The following is a 19,153-nucleotide window of genomic DNA, read 5'->3' as shown; positions in this document are numbered from 1 at the left end:
ACGACGCTCCGGAGAGACCATGACGCACGAGCAGCCCGACTCCCCCACCGCCACCGAGACCGGCCCCGGCGCCGAGATGAGCCGCTGGCTCGATCTGCAGGACCGCGCCCACCGCGCCTTCGAGCTCCGGCTGAGCGCCGTCGAGGACTGGTCGGCCCCCACGCCCGACACCGAGTGGGACACGCGCGCGCTCGTGCTGCACGTCGTCCGCGAGCAGCAGCGCGCGCACACGCTCCTCTCGGGCGGCGACGAGTCGGCGCTGCGACTCGAGTCCGTCGCCACCGATCTGAGGAGCGAGTGGCGCCGCGTGACCGACCGCCTGCGCGTCGCTGTCCGCACCGTCGACCCGGCGGCGACCGTGCAGCTGGGGCGCGACACCGTCAGCGCCGTCGAGCTGCTGCAGGAGCAGACGGCCGATGTGACCGTCCACGCGTGGGACCTCGCCCGCGCGACCGGCAGCGACGAGCGGCTGGACGAGGAGCTCGTCGCAGCGGTCTGGGAGCTCTTCGCACCCCAGGAGGAGACCCTGCGCGCGAGCGGCCTCTACGCCGCGCCCGTGCCGGTCGACGACGCCGCCTCCCTCCAGAGCCGCCTGCTCGCCATCACCGGACGCGACGACAGCCTCGCCGCCTGACGGCCCGGCGCCCGGACGCCGTCAAGGCCTGGGGGCGTCCAGGGACGCCGCGGCAGGATGGAGGGGACCACGAACACGGGGCGACCCGCCCCGACGAGGAAAGGAACGTCCATGACACGCATCGCCGTCATCGGAGCCCACGGCAAGGTGGGGCAGCAGATCCTGCACCTGCTCTACGACGCCGGCCACGAGTCGGTCGGAGTGATCCGCAACCCCGATCACGCCGAGGACATCGTCCGGCTGGGCGGCGAGCCGCTCGTGCACGACCTCGAGGACACGACGCCCGAGGCCTTCGCCGAGGCGCTGGGCCACGTCGACGGCATGGTCTTCACCGCCGGAGCCGGACCCGACTCGGGCCCGGAGCGCAAGCGCACCGTCGACCTGGGGGCGTCCGTCCTCAGCCAGAAGGCCGCCGCGATCGTCGGGGTCCAGCACTTCGTGCAGGTCAGCGCGATCGGTGTGGACGAGCCGCTCCCCGAGGACACGGAGGAGGGCTGGAAGGCCTACGTCGAGGCCAAGCGCGACGCCGACGCGGCACTGCGCGACTCCGGCCTCGACTACACGATCCTCCGTCCGGGCGGGCTGACGGACGACGAGGGCACCGGCACGATCACGCTCGGCACCTCCGTCGAGAAGGGGAGCATCCCCCGAGCGGACGTCGCCGCCACGGTGATCGCCGCCCTGGCGCAGCCGACCTCCATCGCGAAGACGTGGGAGATCGTCTCCGGTCCCACCCCGATCGAGGACGCGGTGGCTCAGGGAGCCTGAGCCCCGGCACCTCCTCCTAGAGTGGGGCGGGTGAGCACCCACCCGCCCCGCCCCTGGATCCGCAGCTACGCGCCCGGCGTGCCGACGGAGCTCGAGCTCCCGACCGGCTCGCTCGTCGACATCGTCACCGAGTCGGCCGAGCGCTATCCCCACCAGGTCGCGCTCGAGTTCTTCGGCCGTTCGACCAGCTACTCCCAGCTCGCCGACGAGGTGGAGCGGGCCGCCGAGGGCCTCCGCCGCCTGGGCGTCCGCGCGGGCGATCCTGTCGCCCTCGTCCTCCCGAACTGCCCGCAGCACGTCGTCGCCTTCTACGCCGTCCTCCGGCTCGGCGCCGTGGTGGTCGAGCACAACCCGCTCTACACCCCGCGCGAGCTGCGCCACCAGTTCGAGGACCACGGTGCTCGTGTCGCGATCGCCTGGAACCGCGTCGTGCCGACGGTGCAGGACCTCCCGGCCGACCTCGGCGTCGAGACAGTCGTCGCCGTCGACCTCACCCGCGCGATGCCCGCCTCGATGCGCGCAGCCCTCCGCCTGCCGCTGAAGAAGGCCCGGGAGTCGCGCGCCGCGCTGACCGGGCCGGTCCGCGGCGCGATCGAGTGGGAGACGCTGCTGCGCCGGCGGATCGACCCGGCGCACCCGCGCCCGGTCGCGGAGGACCTCGCGGTCATCCAGTACACGAGCGGCACGACCGGCACGCCCAAGGGCGCCGAGCTGACCCACGCGAACCTGACGGCGAACGCCGCCCAGTCGCGCGCCTGGGTGCCGACGATCCGCCGCGGCGACTGCGTGGTCTACGCGGTGCTCCCCATGTTCCACGCCTACGGGCTGACGCTCTGCCTCACCTTCGCGATGAGCATGGGCGCGCGCCTGGTGCTGTTCCCGAAGTTCGACCCGGAGCTGGTGCTGAAGGTCGTCAAGAAGCACCCCGCCACCTTCCTCCCGGCCGTTCCGCCGATCGCGGAGCGCCTGGCGCGCAGCGCGCAGCAGCGGGGCGTCTCCCTCCGCGGCATCGAGATCGCCATCTCGGGTGCGATGCCGCTCGACCCGGCGCTGGTCGAGTCGTTCGAGGCGCTGACCGGAGGCACGCTCGTCGAGGGCTACGGCCTCTCGGAGACCTCTCCGGTCCTGATGGCCAATCCGGTCGGTCCGACGCGACGCGCCGGGACGGTCGGGCTCCCGCTGCCCGGCACGGACGTGCGGATCGTCGACCCCGAGGATCCCGACACGGAGGTGGCGACCGGCGAGCAGGGCGAGCTGGTCGTGCGAGGTCCGCAGGTGTTCCGGGGCTACCACCGCAAGCCCGACGAGACGGCGGCGACCTTCACCGGCGACGGCTGGTTCCGCACCGGCGACATCGCGACGATCGACGAGGACGGCTTCGTGCGCATCGTCGACCGGATCAAGGAGCTCGTGATCACGGGCGGCTTCAACGTCTCGCCGTCCGAGGTGGAGGAGGTGCTGCTCCGCCTGCCCGAGATCAAGGAGGTGGCGGTGGTCGGCCTGCCCGATCCGCGCAGCGGCGAGTCCGTGGCGGCGGCGGTCGTCCTGGAGCCGGGCGCGCAGCTCGACGTCGCAGCCGCCCGCAAGGCCGTCCGGGAGGCGCTGACGCCCTACAAGGTGCCCAAGCGGATCACCGTCGTCGACGAGCTGCCGCGGAGCATGATCGGCAAGGTCCTCCGCCGCCAGGTGAAGGCGATGCTGATCGACGAGGACTAGCCCGGAACGAGCGAGGGCCCCCGACCACTGTCCGTGATCGGGGGCCCTCTGCAACGAGGCTAGAAGCCGAAGTCGCCGCCTCCGAAGTCGCCGCCCCCGCCGAAGTCGCCTCCGCCACCGAAGTCGCCGCCGCCGGAGTCGCCCCAGCCGCCGCCGTCTCCGGCGTCCGCACCGGAGGCGTCCGCACCTCCCGCATCCGCTCCGCCGTCGGCCGAGGCGTCTCCCCCGCCGTCACCGCCGGCGTAGTCGCCTCCCGCATCGGGGAGGAACGCGCCCGCGATGGCCGAGCCGATCGCGAACCCGGCGATCGTGCCGAGCATCGAGGAGGCGAGGACGCCGCCGAAGCCCATGCCTCCGCCGCCGGAGAAGCGCCGCTCCATGAATCCGGGCTGGCGCAGCTCGCTCCGCGTGGCGGACTGGGCGAGCGTGCGGGGGTCGTCGTCCTTCGGCGCGTCGCCGACGGGGGCCCCCTCGCTGAGCTCTCGGAAGACCTGCTGGCGCTGCTCCGGGGTCAGCTGCTCGAAGGCCTCGCGGTGCACCTGCTCGATCGCCTCGGGCGGCGCGGTGCGGAGGAGGTAGCGGTAGCGCTCGATGGCACGCTCATCGTCGGTGCGCGGAGACGTCGCCGGAGGGGAGCCGTACTCGGGCCTGCGGTCCGCGGCCTGCGGCGGCGCGTACGTCGAGCGGCGTGCGCTCTCGGGCTGCTCGTCGCGGCCCAGCAGTCGGTCCAGGAATCCCATGATCTCCTCCTCGGCGCCCGACGGACGCACACCGCCACCGTAGGCCTCCCACCGCTCCGGGTGCTGAGCGTTCTCTCAGAGGCTGCTCGGAGCGGGGGCCTCGGTCACTTCTGCTTCGGGATGACCACCCACATCACGAGGTAGGCGATGATCTGCGGCCCCGGGAGGAGGCACGAGAGCACGAACAGGAGACGCACCACGAAGGGGCTCCAGCCGAATCGGCGGGCGAGACCGGCACAGACGCCGGCGATGATCCTGCCCCGACGGGGGCGCACGAGAGTAGCCATGACTCCACTCTGGCGCAGGGCGCCTGAGCGGGGCATCCGGGAAACCCCCTAGGTCTGCGCGGGAGTCCCGTCGAGCTCCTCGGGCCGGAACGCTCCGACCGAGCGGGCGAAGGCGGCGGCGCGCTCGGCGTCGGCCTCCGGCCAGACCACGTGGAAGCGCTCGAAGACCACGTCGCCGGGTCCGCCCGGTGAGACGCGGGCGAAGTAGCGCCGGTGGCCGTCGAGCCAGGAGGCGCGCGTGCGGTCCCCCTCGCCCTCGGCCCAGGCGAACGCGTCGTCGACGGAGTCGAGCGGACCGGTCCGAACCTCGTCCGTCACGAGGACGACACGCGCCGCTCCCGCGCCGTCGCAGACGATCCAGTGGTCGCCCGCGACGGGTGCCCCCTCCTCGGCGAGGGACGCCGTGGCCGTCTTCACTCCGCGCCGCACGAGGCCCAGCAGCTCGTCCGCCATCGCCGTGCTGTCGCCGAACGCCTCGACCGGCGGGAGCGCCTCGTCGACTCCCGGATGTGCGGAGCGGTACTCCGCCCAGAGGAGCGCCGCCGAGGCGGCGTCGGTGTCGGGGAGGGCGGTGCGCTCCGGCGCGGCGGGCACGAGCGCCACGATGTTCGCCCCGGCCAGGGAGGCGGGATCGTCGGGGTGGTTGTCGGGCGTGGTGACCGTGGCGAAGGGCCAGTGCTGCTGGAGCCAGCGGCGCGCGTAGGCGTCGAGCTCCTCCTCGAGCCGCGAGCCCCGGACGGCGGGGACGACCCACCAGGAGGCCTCGGCGGAGTCGCCGCCGCCGGGCCGGACGCTCAGAGCGCCCAGCGCCTCGGTGCGGTCCGGGCCGACGAGCAGGAACGCGTGCGCTCTGCCCGCACGCGACTCCTCCTCGAGGCGCAGGAGACCGCGTACGTCGTCGCCGAGGGACGCCGACGGCAGGGCGGCCGGATCGTCCCCGCGGAGGAGAGCCGCGAGCCACGGTCGCTGCTCGCCGATCACCGCGTGCAGGAGGTCCGCGTCGCTCGAGACGAGAGGACGCAGGAGGGCGCCCGCCGGCAGCTCGAGCCGCGCGGGAAGGGGCGTGTCGCCGGTTCCACCGCTCATGACCGCACCTCCCCGCGCAGCGGCTCAGCCGGCCGCGCGCTCCAGGACGAGCTCGCGGACGCGGGCGGCGTCGGCCTGCCCCTTCATGGCCTTCATCACGGCACCGATCACGGCACCGGCGGCCTGCACCTTGCCGTCGCGGATCTTCGCGAGCACGTCGGGCTGCGAGGCCAGTGCCGCGTCGATCGCCTCGATGAGCGCTCCGTCGTCCGAGACGACCGCGAGTCCACGGGCGTCGACGACCTCCTGCGGGGTGCCCTCCCCGGCGATGACGCCCTGGAGGACCTCGCGGGCGAGGCGGTCGGTCAGCGTGCCGCTCTCGATCAGACCGGCGAGCTCGGCGACCTGGGCCGGGGTGACCAGGGACGCCGGGTCCTCGCCCGCCGCGTTCGCGACGCGCGCGATCTCCCCGGTCCACCACTTGCGGGCCGCCTGCGGAGCGGCTCCCGCGGAGACGGTCTCGGTGATCTCGACCAGCAGGCCGCTGTTGGCGACGTCCTGGAACTCGAGGTCGGTGAAGCCCCACTCCTGCTTGAGGCGGCGACGGCGGTCGGCGGGCTTCTCGGGGAGCGCGGCGCGCAGCTCCTCGATCAGCTCGGGGCTCGGCACGACCGGGAGCAGGTCGGGCTCCGGGAAGTAGCGGTAGTCGTCGGCGTCGCTCTTGGGCCGGCCCGCGGAGGTGCGGCCGGTGTCCTCGTGCCAGTGGCGCGTCTCCTGCGTGATCGTGCCGCCCGCGGCGAGGATCGCCGCCTGGCGCTGGATCTCGTAGCGGACGGCGCGCTCGACCGAGCGGAGCGAGTTGACGTTCTTGGTCTCGGTGCGGGTGCCGAGCTTCTCCTGGCCGATCGGGCGGAGCGAGACGTTCGCGTCGCAGCGCAGGTTGCCGCGCTCCATCTTGGCGTCCGAGATGCCGAGCGCCAGCACGATGTCGCGGATCGTCGCGACGTAGGCCTTCGCGTACTCGGGCGCGCTCTTCCCCGCGCCGTAGATCGGCTTCGTGACGATCTCGACGAGCGGGACCCCCGCGCGGTTGTAGTCCACGAGCGAGTACTCGGCGCCCTGGATGCGGCCGGTGGCGCCACCGACGTGCGTGAGCTTGCCGGCGTCCTCCTCCATGTGCGCGCGCTCGATCGGGATCTGCACGAGCGAGCCGTCGGCCAGCTCGATCTCGACCGAGCCCTCGAAGGCGATCGGCTCGTCGAACTGCGAGATCTGGTAGTTCTTCGCCAGGTCCGGGTAGAAGTAGTTCTTGCGCGCGAAGCGGCTGGACGGGGCGATCGAGCAGCCCAGGGCGAGGCCGAGGCTGATCGAGTAGCGGACGGCCTGCTCGTTCACGACCGGCAGCGAGCCCGGGAGGCCGAGGTCGACCGGGGTCACGTTCGTGTTGGGCTCGGACCCGAACTCGTTCGGCGCGTCCGAGAACATCTTGGTCTTCGTGTTGAGCTCGACGTGCACCTCGAAGCCGAGCACCGGCTCGAAGGTCTCGAAGACCTCGTCGTAGTCCATCAGCTCGGGAGCGGACGTGTGCGCGGAGGCCATCAGACGGCACCTTCCTCGGTCGCGGAGAGCACGGAGTGGGTCAGATCGGGGGCCTGCGCGAGGAGCGGGCGGCCCCACTTCTCCTCGAGCAGCGCCTCGAGCGCGGCGCCCACGGTGTAGAGGCGCACGTCCTCCCGGGCGGGAGCGAGGAACTGGATGCCGACGGGCAGCCCGTCCTCGTCGGCGAGGCCGGCGGGGACGGAGATGCCGGGGATGCCGGCCAGGTTCGCCGGGATGGTCGCGACGTCGCCGCGGTACATCGCCAGCGGGTCGTCGAGCTTCTCGCCGAGGCGGTAGGCGGTCGTCGGTGCCGTCGGCGAGGCGATCACGTCGACGTCCGCGAAGGCCGCGTCGAAGTCCCGCTGCACCAGGGTCCGGACCTTCTGCGCGCTGCCGTAGTAGGCGTCGTAGTAGCCGGCCGAGAGGGCGTAGGTGCCGAGGATGATCCGGCGCTTGACCTCGGGGCCGAAGCCCTGCTCGCGGGTCGCGGACATGACCTGCTCGACCGTGCCGCCGCCCTCCGGCGTGACCCGGAGGCCGAACCGGACCGAGTCGAACTTGGCGAGGTTGCTGGAGGCCTCCGCGGGGAGGATCAGGTAGTAGGCGGCGACCGCGTGCTCGACGCTCGGGAGGCTCACCTCGACGACCTCGGCTCCGGCGCCCTGAAGGATCTCGAGCGCCTCGTGGAAGCGCGCCAGCACGCCGGACTGGAAGCCCTCGCCGCCGTCGAGCTCCTTGACCACGCCGATCCGGAGGCCCGTCACGTCGGCGCGGCGCACCGCGTCGGCGAAGGAGGGCCAGGAGTCGCGCAGCGACGTCGAGTCGCGCGGGTCGTGGCCCGCGATGACGTCGTGCAGCAGCGCGGAGTCGAGGACCGTCCGGGAGACGGGCCCGATCTGGTCGAGGCTCGAGGCGAGCGCGATCGCTCCGTAGCGGGACACGCCGCCGTAGGTCGGCTTCACGCCGACGGTGCCGGTCACGTGCGCGGGCTGACGGATCGATCCCCCGGTGTCGGAGCCGAGGGCCAGGGGCGCCTCGTAGCTCGCGACGGCCGCGGCGGACCCGCCGCCGGAGCCGCCGGGGATGCGGTCGAGGTCCCACGGGTTGTGGGTGGGGCCGTAGGCGCTGCGCTCGGTGGTCGAGCCCATCGCGAACTCGTCCATGTTGGTCTTGCCGATCGGGACCAGCCCGGCCTCGCGCACCTTGCGCATGACGGTCGCGTCGTAGGGCGGGCGCCAGCCCTCGAGGATGCGGGAGCCGCTCGTGGTCGGCATGTCGTTCGTGACGATGACGTCCTTGACCGCGAGAGGCACCCCGGCGAGGGGGTGCAGCGACTCGCCGTCAGCCCGCCGGCGGTCGATCGCCTCGGCGGACGCGACCGCGCCCTCGCGCGCGACGTGGAGGAAGGCGTGGACCGCTCCGTCGACCGCGTCGATGCGCTCGAGGTGGGCGCGGGTGGCCTCGACCGAGGAGACCGAGCCGTCGGCCAGCTTCTCGGAGAGGGCGGACGCGCTGAGGCGGACGAGCTCGTCGCCGTGCGCGCTCACTGCTCCTCCCCCAGGATCGCGGAGACCTGGAAGCGGCTGCCGTCGTGCTCGGGCGCGCCGGAGAGCGCCTGCTCGAGCGTGAGGGTCTCGCCGACCACGTCGGGCCGGAAGACGTTCTCGAGCGGGATCGGGTGGCTGGTCGCCGGCACGTCGGGCGTGGCGACGGCCTGGACCGCGCGCACGGAGTCGACGATCTGGCCGAGCTCCCTGGTGAGGCTCCCGATCTCGTCGGAAGTGAGGTCGATCCTGGCCAGCTGGGCCAGATGGGCGACCGTGTCGGCCGTGATCTCGGACATGCGTCTCCGTCTGGTGGTTCGGGGGGATTTCCGGCCGCCAGTCTACTCGGCGCGCCCGCACCGCCTCCGCCCGTGCCGCCCGCCCGTCAGGAGCCGCCGAAGAGGCTGGCGCCGTGCTTCAGGAGTGCGTTGTACGCCCCCTCGTAGGTGGTCGGCAGGTCCTCGCCGGGCTCGCCGTACCGGGCCAGCAGCAGGCCCATCAGGCCGACGGCGGGCGGGCTCAGCGGCTTGTCGCGGTTCACGTGCGCCGGATGCGCGGGCGCCGCCTCGGGGTTCGGGGGCAGGTACTGCGGCACCGTGGTCGGCCAGTCGCCGATCTGCCGCGGCTCGTCGAGGGTCAGCACCCCGAAGAGGTCGGGGGCGGAGGCGTCGCGAGCGGTCAGCGGCTCGAGGCCGTGCAGGGCGCTGAGGGTCCGGATCACGGCGCCGTGGTGCAGCTCGTCGTGCACGATCGTGCCGGCCCTCGTGTACGCCGAGACGGCGATCGTCGGCACGCGGCAGCCGAGCCGGTCGAAGGCGAAGCCCATCTCGCCCTCGCGGCCGTCGCCCGGCGGAGTCGCCGACGGCGGGGGGACGTGGTCGTAGAGGCCGCCGTGCTCGTCGAAGGTCGCCAGCAGGAGCGTGTTCACCGCGTTCGAGCCGGTCGTGCTCGCGCTCTCCCGGATCGCCGAGTACACCTGGTGCAGCAGCAGCTCGCCGGCGCGGACGTCGGACAGCGCGCTGTCGTAGACGGGCGTGCCGTCGACCTCGTCCTCGTGCAGGACGCCGGTCGGCGGGTGCATGTCGTTGTGGTCGAAGACGAGCCGCGGCTCGAGGAAGGCGTAGTCGGGCAGCTCGCCGTTCTCCACGTCGGCGTAGAAGCGGTCCATCGTCGAGAAGTGGGTCTTCCAGTACTTCTCGAGCACCGGCGCGTGCAGGAACCCGGTGTAGGAGACCACCTGCAGCGCGTCGAAGTAGACGCGCCAGGTCCTCCCCGCCTCCTCGAGGCGGTTGAACACCGTCGGCGCGTCGGCCAGGTCGTCCGCGAGCCACTTCTCGTAGCCGCCGCCCTGCTTGTTGGTGACGAAGCCGTGCGAGGTCGACGCGTGCAGGAAGGACCGGTTGCAGAAGGTCTGGGAGGGGACGGCGCAGAACCACTGGTCGAAGACGGCGAACTCGCGGGCGAGGGTGGAGAAGACGGGCAGCATCTCCGGTGAGAAGCCGCCCATGATCGTCCGCGCCTCCTCCGCAGTGGGCTCCTGCCCCTTCTTCATCACCCTCAGGTGCTGGACGTAGTCCTCGAGGAAGCCGCTCATCGTCGGGGCGGAGGCGTCGGCAGGCGCGTTGAAGGGCGCGGTCATGGCGCCGACGGTGCGGCCGGCGTTCTCGGGCGGATCCACCGTGCCGAAGAGCTGGGTGTTGACGTGCGGGTACTCCTCGCCCGGGTCCGGGTCGGGCTGGCGCATCACGGAGTCGGTGGCGCCCTCGTAGACGTGCGTGCCGACGGTCAGTCCCCCGGCGCTGGTGTTCGTCCGCTCGTCGGGGAGGAGGCCCTCGAAGCTCTCGCCCGCGGGCAGATCGTCCGGTCCGTAGAGGCGGCCGAGGACGTTGTCGAAGGAGCGGTTCTCGAACATGATCACGACGACGTGGTCGAATCCCGGCTCCGTGCGGGCGGGCAGTCGCGGCTCCTCCTCGCGGCGGGGGCCGGAGGCGACGGCCGCGCCGATCGCGCCGCCGGCGAGGGCTCCGGCTCCGACTCCGGCGGCGGCGGTGCCGGCCAGGAAGCGGCGGCGCGAGCGGGAGCGGGGAGCTCCGTCGTCGTGCTCCGAGGCAGTCCGCTCGCTGATCATCTCCGCCGCCTCTCCTGCGCCGCCTGCGCCTGCTCGGAGTGTAGCGACGCGCCCGGGACGGCGGCTCGAACGCGGGCGAGCAGTCCGGCCTCCGGCTCGGGGTCGACGTGCGCGCGGCGGGCCGCGTCGCGGAGGCGCCGCCCGACCGGCGCGGGCGGCGCGAAAGCCGGCGCCGTGCGGGGCCAGCGCGCGAGGGGGCGGTCGGGACCGCTGAGGAGTGCGGCCAGCTCTCGGACCTGCGGATCGACGAGCGCTCGGCGCACGCCCGCCCGGGCGCGGACGAGCTGCGCGGGAGTCTCCGGACCGAGCGGCACGCCGATCCGTGCACCCGAGGGGACGGCCGAGGCGAGCACGAGCGCCGGCACCGTGCCGGGCCGCCCTGCGCTCCCCCGCGCGGTGGCGAGGAGCAGCATCCGCCGCCCCGCCCGCTCCCCGTCGCGGACGGCGTCGAACACGACGTGCAGCAGCTGCTCCGCGAGGCGCGCATCAGCGGATCGATCGGTGCCGGCGGCTGCGGCGTCGGCGAAGTCGGCCGGATCGACGAGGGACCGCGGCTCGACCAGGACGAGCGGAGGCAGGGTGCCGGCTGCGGCCTCGGCGGCCAGCGCGTCGATGGGAAGGAGGCGCCCGCCGCGGGAGCCGGCGGCGCCCGGGTCGCGGTGGGGCCACTCCGGATCGGCGAGGAGCGTGGTCGAGACGCCCTGCCGCTCGTCGACCGCGAGAGCCCAGCCGGTGCCGGTCTCCCGGGCCGCGCGCAGGGCCGCCGGCAGCGGATCGCGGCCGTCGGCGCGCCAGTGGTCGGCCCGGGCGAAGGCCGTGGCGAGGAGCGCGTGCACCGGCAGCATCTCGGGGGCGAAGCGCGCGCCCGGAGGATCGTCCGGGCCGGGCGCGGTCATCACGGCGTCCGTGCCGCCGGTGAACACCGGGCCGTCCGTGTCGTCGAGCGCGCCGAGGACCTGGTCGCGGCTGCGGCCGGCGAAGGAGAGCACGACCACGTGGTCGATCCGCCCGAGCACCTCGGCGGTCCGACGCTCGGCGGTGGTGGGCCGAGCCGCGGCGTCGAGCGCGAGCGACGCTGCGTCGGCGAGGGAGCGGCGCAGGAACGCACGCCGCTCCCCGCCGCCCGCGTCAGGCATCGGGCCCGGTCGGCTCCTCCGTGCTCGGGGCGGCCGCGTCCGGGACGGCGTCGGTCTCCGGCACGGCGTCGTCCTCCGGCGAGGCGTCGGAGCGCGATGCGCCGGCGACGTCCCCGTCCGGGCCGGCGGCGGCCTCCTCCGGAGCGTCGGCGGACGCCTCCTCCGGCAGCGCGATCGCGTCCGGTCCCTCCGTCACCAGGAGGTGGAACTCGGCCGCGGTGATGATCCGGAGCCCCAGGGCCTCGGCCTTGCCGAGCTTGCTGCCGGCGCCGGGACCGGCGGCGACGTAGTCGGTCTTCTTGGAGACGCTCGAGCCGGCCTTGCCGCCGGCCGCGAGGATGGCCTCCTGCGCCCCCTCGCGGGAGTACCCCTCCAGGCTGCCGGTCGCCACGACCGTGAGACCCGCGAGCACCCCGCCGGCGGCGTCCGCGGCACCGGGACCGGGGTGGCCGGGCGTGGCGAAGCGCACTCCGGCCGCGGCCCAGCGGTCGACGATCTCGACGTGCCAGTCGACCTCGAACCAGGCGATCAGGGCGTCGGCGATGATCCCGCCCACCCCGTCGACCGCGGCGAGCTCGTCGCGGCTCGCCCCGCGGATCGCGTCGAGCGAGCCGAAGTAGCCCGCCAGCGCGCGCGCGGCGACCGGGCCGACGTGCCGGATGCTGAGCGAGACCAGCAGGCGCCACAGCTCCTTGGTCTTCGCCCGCTCGATGTTCTCGATCAGCCGGAGGGCGTTGGTGGAGGGCACGGAGGCGGCGTCCCCCGCGAAGGCTCCCGCCTCCGGGTCGAAGGCGCCGTCCTTGGCGAGCTGCCGCTTGCGCTTGAAGGGCGTGACGACCTTCGGATCGCCCTTCGCGTCGAGCTTCTGCAGACCCGTCTCGGAGTCGCGGACGACGACCTCGATCGGGAAGAGATCGGCCACCGTGAGCTCGAACAGGCCGGCCTCGGTCCGCAGCGGCGGCTCGGCGGGCACCAGGGGCTGGGTCAGGGCGGCGGCGCTGACCTCGCCGAGCGCCTCGATGTCGAGCGCGCCGCGGCTGCCGATGTGCTCGACGCGCCCGCGGACCTGCGCGGGGCAGGACTCCGCGTTGGGGCAGCGCAGGTCGACGTCGCCCTCCTTGGCCGGAGCGAGCGTGGTGCCGCACTCGGGGCACTGCGTCGGCATCACGAACTCGCGCTCGGAGCCGTCGCGGAGCTCCACCACCGGGCCGAGCACCTCGGGGATGACGTCCCCGGCCTTCCGCAGCACGACCGTGTCGCCGATGAGCACGCCCTTGGCCTTGACCACGTCGGCATTGTGCAGCGTGGCCTGGCGCACCTCGGACCCCGCGACCTTCACCTTGGTCATCTGGGCGAACGGCGTCGCGCGGCCGGTCCGCCCGACGCTCACCACGATGTCGAGGAGCTTCGTGTGCACCTCCTCGGGCGGGTACTTGTAGGCGATCGCCCAGCGCGGCGCCCGGCTGGTGGCGCCGAGCTCGTCGTGCAGCTCGAGCTCGTCCACCTTGACGACCACGCCGTCGATCTCGTGCTCGACCGAGTGCCGCTCGCGGCCGTAGCGCTCGACGAAGGCGAGCACCTCCTCCACCGAGGCCGAGACGCGGTTGTGGCCGCTCACCGGCAGTCCCCAGGAGGAGAGGAGCCCGTAGACCTCGGACTGGGTCGCGACCGGCGGGTCCGGCCAGGCGCCGATGCCGTGCACGTAGAGCGCGAGGGAGCCGACGCGCGCCTCGCCGGCGCGCAGGTCGAGACCCGACTTCTTGTCGAGCTGCTGGCGGAGGCCGCCGCTCGCCGCGTTCCGCGGGTTGGCGAAGGTCGGGAAGCGCCGCAACGCGCTCGTGCGCGCCTTCTCCTCCTCGAAGACGCCGCGGGTGGCGGCCGGGCGGGTCGACCAGCGGGTCCGCGCCTCCTCGACCGCCTCGTCGCGCAGCGTCTCCTGGAGGGCGTTCAGCTCGGCGAAGGCGGCCACGGGGATGAAGACCTCGCCGCGGACCTCGACGAGTGCCGGGTGGCCCTCACCGGAGAGGTGCTCGGGGATGCCCGCGACGCGGAGGGCGTTGACGGTGACGTCCTCGCCGGTGCGGCCGTCGCCGCGGGTCGCCGCCGTGACGAGGAGGCCGTTCTCGTAGTGGAGGGAGATCGCGAGCCCGTCGATCTTGAGCTCCGTGAGCCAGGCGACGGGGCGGTCGGCCGAGGCCACCGTCTTCTCGCACCACTCGCGCAGCTCCTCGGCCGAGAACACGTTGTCGAGGGAGAGCATCCGCTCGGCGTGGTCGATCGGGGCGAGGCCCGCTCCGACGACCCCGCCGACGGTCCGCGTCGGCGAGTCCTCGGCGGCGAGCTCGGGGTGCTCGGCCTCGAGCGCGGCGAGCTCGCGCACCAGGGCGTCGTACTCGGCGTCGGACAGCGGCGAGGAGTCGGCCGCGTAGTAGTCGTCGCTCGCCGACCGGATCCGCGCCCGCAGCTCCTCGACGCGGGCGGCGGGCTCGACGGCGCTCATCGGAGCACCGCGGCGTCGGCCGCGACCGTGCGGTCGATCGTGCACTGGCCCAGCACGCGGGTGCCGAGGTAGACGACGGCCGTCTGGCCGGGGGCGACGCCGTCGAGCGGCGAGTCCGGAGTGATCACGAGCTCCACCCTGCCATCGACGTGCGACACCATCGCGGAGGCGGGGACCGGGTCGGCGTGCGCGCGGATCTGGACGTCGCAGCGGAAGGGCGCGTCCGCGTCCTCGGGAGCGGCGCCCGCCCAGGTGAACCGCTCGCCGGCGATCTCGCCGATGCGCAGCGCTTCGCGCGGACCGACGACGACCTCGTTGCTCACCGGCCGCACCTCCAGGACGAAGCGGGGCCGTCCGTCGGGCGCGGGGACACCGAGGTGCAGGCCCCGGCGCTGGCCCACCGTGTACCCGTGAGCGCCCTCGTGGGAGCCGACCACCGCGCCGTCACGATCGACGACCGCTCCGGTCTCGGGGGCGACGCGCTCGGCGAGCCAGCCGCGGGTGTCGCCGTCGGGGATGAAGCAGATGTCGTAGCTGTCGGGCTTGCTCGCGACGCTGAGTCCCCGCTCGGCCGCCTCCGCGCGCACGATCGCCTTGGACGGCGTGGAGCCGAGCGGGAACATCGAGTGCCGCAGCTGCTGCTCAGTCAGCACGCCGAGGACGTAGGACTGGTCCTTCGCCTCGTCGCTCGCGCGGTGGAGCTCCGGGGAGCCGTCGGCGGCGGTGCGGAGGGAGGCGTAGTGGCCGGTGCAGACGGCGTCGAAGCCGAGGTCGAGAGCCTTCTCGAGCAGGGCGGCGAACTTGATCCGCTCGTTGCAGCGCATGCAGGGGTTCGGGGTGCGGCCCGCCGAGTACTCGGCGACGAAGTCGTCGACGACGTCCAGCTTGAACCGCTCGGAGAAGTCCCACACGTAGTACGGGATGCCGAGGACGTTCGCGGCGCGCTGCGCGTCCATCGAGTCCTCGATCGTGCAGCACCCCCGGCTGCCGGTGCGCAGCGTGCCGGGCATCCTGCTCAGGGCGAGGTGCACGCCCACCACGTCGTGCCCCGCCTCCACCGCGCGGGCCGCGGCCACCGCCGAGTCCACTCCACCGCTCATCGCCGCCAGAACCTTCACCGTGCGAGTCTACGTTTCCCGCGGGCGCGTCCGGCAGGGGTTCAGGCGGGCAGCACCGCGCGGTTCGAGAGTCCGGCTCGGGCGGCGCGGGCGTAGGCGCCGGGCAGCGCGGCCAGGAGGGCGTCGACGTCCGCGTCGGTCGAGGTGTGGCCGAGCGTCATCCGGAGCACCCCGCGGGCCTCGTCCTCGCTCCGGCCGAGCGCGAGGACCACGTGCGAGGGCTCCGGGATCCCCGCCGTGCAGGCGGACCCGGTCGAGACGGAGACGCCCGCGGTGTCGAGGAGGAAGAGGAGGGAGTCGCCCTGCGCACCGGGGAAGGCGAGGTGCGCGTTGTTGGCGACCCGGCGTCCGGAGTCGAGGGCGGGCCCGGTCAGGGTCGCCCCCGGCACGGCGGCGAGGACGCCCGCGACGAGCCGGTCCCGCAGGGCTGTCAGGCGCCGCGCCTCCGCCGACAACTCGGCGTCCGCCTCGACCGCGGCGGCGGCGAAGGCCGCGGCGCCCGGCACGTCCTGAGTGCCGGAGCGGACGCCCCGCTGCTGTCCGCCTCCGTGGAGCACCGGGACCACGCGGGCGTCGCGGGCTAGCACGAGCGCACCGGTCGCGATCGGCCCGCCGACCTTGTGACCCGAGACGCTGACGGCGGCCAGTCCCGCGCCGCGCCCGGAGCCGGAGGCGCGGCGGATCTCGGCGATCCGCAGCGGCACGTGCCCGAGGGCGGCGACCGCGTCGACGTGGAGGGGGACGCCGGCGCGGGCGCACACCGCCGCCAGCTCGGCGATCGGGTTGATCGTCCCGATCTCGTTGTTGACCCAGAGCACCGTGACCAGGGCGACCGAGCCGGGGTCCTCCTCCAGCGCCGCGGCGAGCGCCTCCGGCCGCAGGGTGCCCTCGTCGTCGAGAGGCAGCCACTCGAGGACGGCGCCCTCGTGCTCGGCGAGCCAGGCGGCCGAGTCGAGCGTCGCGTGGTGCTCCCCCTCGGCGACCAGGACCCGGACGCGAGCCGGGTCCTCGCTCCGGCGCTGCCAGTAGAGGCCCTTGATCCCGAGGTTGACCGCCTCGGTGCCGCCGGCGGTGAGGATCACCTCGATCGGCTCGCAGCCGAGCACCCCGGCGAGCGCCGACCGGGCGTCCTCCAGCCGGCGGCGCGCCTCCTGGCCGGAGCCGTGGACGGAGGAGGGATTGCCGGCGTGGGCGGACGCCTCCGCGAACGCGGCGAGCGCCGAGGCGCGCAGCGGGGTGGTCGCAGCGTGGTCGAGGTAGATCACAGCAGCCCTTCGTCCCGCGTCGGGGGCACGGAGGGAGCCGGTGCCCGTCACTACTGTAAGTCGCATGACCTCTCACGATCCCCTGGCCCGGCTCGGCGTGACCGTGGACGATCAGGGCGGTGAGCTGCGGGTCTGGTCCCAGAGCGCGAGCGCCGTCGATCTGCTGCTGTACGACGAGAAGGATCCGACCTGGGTGACCCGCACGGTCCCGCTGGCGCGCGACGACGCCGCGGTCTGGTCCGCGCGCTCCGATCTGCTGGCCCCCGGCCGCCGCTACGCCCTGCGCGTCGACGGGCCGACGGGCCCCCGGCACCGCTTCGACCCCCGCCGGGCCCTGCTGGAGCCGTACTCCCGGGGCCTGCACCGGGTGGCGGAGAACGAGTGGCGCTCGGTCGTCGTGGACGACGCGTTCGACTGGAGCTCCTCCTCCCGGCCCGGCACCCCGATGGACCGCACCGTGATCTACGAGGCGCATGTGAAGGGGCTGACCCGGCTGAACCCGGCGCTGCCCGTGGAGCTGCGCGGCACCTACGCCGGCCTGGCGCACGAGTCGACGGTCTCGGCGCTGCTCGATCTGGGCGTGACGGCGGTCGAGCTGCTGCCCGTGCACGCGTTCGTGTCGGAGCAGCGCCTGCTGCGGCAGGGGCTGACCAACTACTGGGGCTACAACACGCTGAACTTCTTCGCCCCGCACGCCGCGTACGCCTCCTCCACCGCGCAGCGCGGCGGACCGACCGCGGTGCTCCGCGAGTTCAAGGGGATGGTGAAGCTCCTGCACGAGGCCGGCCTCGAGGTGATCCTGGACGTGGTCTACAACCACACCGCCGAGGAGGGGCCGGGCGGGCCGATGTCGAGCCTGCGCGGGATCGACGACGCCGGCTGGTACCGCCAGACGCCCGAGGGCCACTACGTGGACGTCACCGGCTGCGGGAACACGATCGACTTCGGCCGGCCCGCGGCGCAGCGCCTCGCGCTGGACTCGATGCGCTACTGGTCGGGCGAGGTCGGGATCGACGGCTTCCGGCTCGACCTGGCCGCGACCCTCGGCCGGGACGAGATCGCGCACTTCCGGAGCGACCACCCGCTGCTGCGGGCCGCGGTCGAGGATCCGGCGCTGGCCGGCGTGAAGATGATCGCCGAGCCCTGGGACGTGGGAATGGGCGGCTGGCAGACGGGAAACTTCCCGGCCGGGTGGTCGGAGTGGAACGACCGCTACCGCGACCGCGCCCGCAACTTCTGGCTCTCGGACATCGACTACGCCCGCCGCGCAGGCACGGCCCCCGTCGGCATCGGCGGCTTCGCAACCCGGCTCTCGGGCTCCTCCAACACCTTCTCGGCGGAGCGGGGCCCCCTCGCGTCGGTCAACTTCGTCACCGCGCACGACGGCTTCACGCTGGCGGACCTCGTCTCGTACAACGTCAAGCACAACATCGGCAACGGCGAGTCGAACCGCGACGGAGCCGACACCAACCGCTCCTTCAACCACGGCTTCGAGGGCCCCACCACCGACGAGCGGATCACGCTGGCGCGGCGCAAGGCGATGCGGAACCTCCTCGGCACCCTGCTGCTGTCGGCCGGCGTGCCGATGATCACGGCGGGCGACGAGACCGGGCGCAGCCAGCGCGGCAACAACAACGCCTACTGCCAGGACTCGGACCTGACCTGGGTGCGCTGGGAGGGCCTGGCCGACTGGCAGCTCGCGCTCCGCGCGCACACGCGCACCCTGCTGCGCCTGCGGCGCGAGCACCCGGCGCTGCGTCCCTCCCGCTACGGCAGCGGCGACGCGAGCGAGCCGGGCGCCACGACCATGACGTGGTTCGACGCCCACGGGCGCGGGATGAGCGAGCACGACTGGACCTCCGCCGCCAACCGGACGCTGCAGTACCTCGCGGCCTCGACGTCGGTCGAGGGCGAGCCGGACCGTGTCCTGCTGGTGGTGCACGGCGTCGAGCAGGACACCACGGTCGTGCTCGCCGACGGCGAGGGGGTCACCGGCTACACGCGCCTGTGGAACAGCGAGGAGCCGGAGCCGCTGGAGCACGGCGAGTCGTTCGAGCCGGGGCAGGTCATCCGCGTGGCCGGCACCTCGATGCAGCTCTTCGCCGCGCACGGGCCGGCGGCCGAGCAGGACGCCTGATGGCGCGGAGCGGGCCGGGGACCCCGGCGACCGTCGCGCTGACGGCGGCGGGTGTCCCCTTCACTCCCCGCCAGTACCGGCACGACCCGGCCACGACGCGCTACGGGCTCGAGGCGGCCGAGGCGCTCGGCGTCGAGCCGGAGCGCATGTTCAAGACCCTGATGGTCGATGTGGACGGCGAGCTCGTGGTGGGCGTCGTGCCCGTCACCGGCTCGCTCGGGCTGAAGGAGCTCGCGGCCGCGGTCGGAGGCAGGCGGGCGGCGATGGCCGACCCCGTGCTGGCCCAGCGCCGGACCGGCTACGTGCTCGGCGGCATCTCGCCGCTCGGGCAGAGGACGCGGCACCGCACCGTGATCGACGAGACCGTCGAGCTCCACGACACGGTGCTCGTGTCGGGCGGGCGCCGGGGCTTCGACATCGAGCTCGCCCCCGCCGACCTCGTCGCCGCGACGGCCGCCCTCCTCGCCGACATCGCGCGCTGACCCCTGCTCCCCCGCCGTCCTCCTCCGGGCGCCGTTTCGCTCGATGCGCCGTCCTCCTCCCGCGAGATCCCAC

16 protein-coding genes are annotated in these 19,153 nt (G+C 73.9%); 5 read left to right on the top strand and 11 right to left on the bottom strand.

Going from position 1 to position 19,153, the window contains the following annotated elements:
- Positions 1–19 precede the first annotated feature (19 nt).
- From C5C55_RS00360 to C5C55_RS00350, 3 genes are all read left to right on the top strand, one after another.
- A complete protein-coding gene (locus tag C5C55_RS00360; protein ID WP_258065262.1) occupies positions 20–634 on the top strand; it encodes a TIGR03086 family metal-binding protein in 615 nt (204 codons plus the stop codon).
- Positions 635–745: 111 nt separating this feature from the next.
- Positions 746–1,402: an SDR family oxidoreductase gene (locus tag C5C55_RS00355; protein WP_104223727.1), complete on the top strand. Its 657-nt coding sequence runs from the start codon at positions 746–748 to the stop codon at positions 1,400–1,402.
- Between the two features lie 30 nt (positions 1,403–1,432).
- Positions 1,433–3,118, top strand: a complete 1,686-nt coding sequence (locus C5C55_RS00350) for a long-chain-fatty-acid--CoA ligase (RefSeq protein ID WP_104232517.1) — start codon at positions 1,433–1,435, stop codon at positions 3,116–3,118.
- Positions 3,119–3,177: 59 nt separating this feature from the next.
- Here the strand turns inward: C5C55_RS00350 and C5C55_RS00345 are convergent, their stop codons facing one another.
- From C5C55_RS00345 to C5C55_RS00295, 11 genes are all read right to left on the bottom strand, one after another.
- Positions 3,178–3,858, bottom strand: coding sequence for a hypothetical protein (locus C5C55_RS00345; RefSeq protein WP_104232676.1), 681 nt, complete (start codon positions 3,856–3,858; stop codon positions 3,178–3,180).
- 104 nt (positions 3,859–3,962) lie between these two features.
- Positions 3,963–4,145: a PspC domain-containing protein gene (locus tag C5C55_RS00340; protein WP_104223873.1), complete on the bottom strand. Its 183-nt coding sequence runs from the start codon at positions 4,143–4,145 to the stop codon at positions 3,963–3,965.
- 48 nt (positions 4,146–4,193) lie between these two features.
- Complete coding sequence (locus tag C5C55_RS16425) at positions 4,194–5,231, bottom strand: ASCH domain-containing protein (protein ID WP_104232516.1); 1,038 nt, start codon at positions 5,229–5,231, stop codon at positions 4,194–4,196.
- 24 nt (positions 5,232–5,255) lie between these two features.
- Positions 5,256–6,770: an Asp-tRNA(Asn)/Glu-tRNA(Gln) amidotransferase subunit GatB gene (gene gatB, locus C5C55_RS00330; protein WP_104232515.1), complete on the bottom strand. Its 1,515-nt coding sequence runs from the start codon at positions 6,768–6,770 to the stop codon at positions 5,256–5,258.
- A complete protein-coding gene (gene gatA / locus C5C55_RS00325; RefSeq protein ID WP_104232514.1) occupies positions 6,770–8,317 on the bottom strand; it encodes an Asp-tRNA(Asn)/Glu-tRNA(Gln) amidotransferase subunit GatA in 1,548 nt (515 codons plus the stop codon). Before gatA ends, gatB begins: the two co-directional genes overlap by 1 nt.
- Positions 8,314–8,613, bottom strand: coding sequence for an Asp-tRNA(Asn)/Glu-tRNA(Gln) amidotransferase subunit GatC (gene gatC / locus C5C55_RS00320; protein ID WP_104223877.1), 300 nt, complete (start codon positions 8,611–8,613; stop codon positions 8,314–8,316). The genes gatA and gatC overlap by 4 nt, the downstream gene beginning before the upstream one ends.
- 86 nt (positions 8,614–8,699) lie before the next feature.
- A complete protein-coding gene (locus tag C5C55_RS00315) occupies positions 8,700–10,442 on the bottom strand; it encodes an alkaline phosphatase family protein (protein WP_104232513.1) in 1,743 nt (580 codons plus the stop codon).
- Positions 10,439–11,578, bottom strand: coding sequence for a hypothetical protein (locus C5C55_RS00310; RefSeq protein ID WP_104232512.1), 1,140 nt, complete (start codon positions 11,576–11,578; stop codon positions 10,439–10,441). Before C5C55_RS00310 ends, C5C55_RS00315 begins: the two co-directional genes overlap by 4 nt.
- Entirely contained in the window at positions 11,571–14,078 is a 2,508-nt protein-coding gene (gene ligA, locus C5C55_RS00305) for an NAD-dependent DNA ligase LigA (RefSeq protein WP_146080866.1), read from the bottom strand. The genes C5C55_RS00310 and ligA overlap by 8 nt, the downstream gene beginning before the upstream one ends.
- The gene (mnmA, locus tag C5C55_RS00300; protein ID WP_181065512.1) at positions 14,075–15,196 is read right to left on the bottom strand and encodes a tRNA 2-thiouridine(34) synthase MnmA; all 1,122 of its coding nucleotides are present in this window, start codon (positions 15,194–15,196) and stop codon (positions 14,075–14,077) included. The genes ligA and mnmA overlap by 4 nt, the downstream gene beginning before the upstream one ends.
- 41 nt (positions 15,197–15,237) lie before the next feature.
- A complete protein-coding gene (locus C5C55_RS00295; protein ID WP_104232510.1) occupies positions 15,238–16,527 on the bottom strand; it encodes a cysteine desulfurase family protein in 1,290 nt (429 codons plus the stop codon).
- Between C5C55_RS00295 and glgX the strand changes: the two genes are divergently transcribed.
- Both glgX and ybaK read left to right on the top strand, forming a co-directional pair.
- Positions 16,526–18,598: a glycogen debranching protein GlgX gene (glgX, locus tag C5C55_RS00290; RefSeq protein WP_104232509.1), complete on the top strand. Its 2,073-nt coding sequence runs from the start codon at positions 16,526–16,528 to the stop codon at positions 18,596–18,598. The genes C5C55_RS00295 and glgX overlap by 2 nt on opposite strands.
- Positions 18,598–19,080 (top strand): Cys-tRNA(Pro) deacylase, encoded by a 483-nt coding sequence (gene ybaK, locus C5C55_RS00285; protein WP_104232508.1) that lies wholly within the window; start codon positions 18,598–18,600, stop codon positions 19,078–19,080. Before glgX ends, ybaK begins: the two co-directional genes overlap by 1 nt.
- Positions 19,081–19,153 lie beyond the last annotated feature (73 nt).

The organism is Rathayibacter sp. AY1C2 (assembly GCF_002931195.1).
Taxonomy (GTDB): domain Bacteria; phylum Actinomycetota; class Actinomycetes; order Actinomycetales; family Microbacteriaceae; genus Rathayibacter.
The sequence above is the reverse complement of the archived record's forward strand: the minus strand, read 5'-3'. Positions and strand labels throughout refer to the sequence as shown.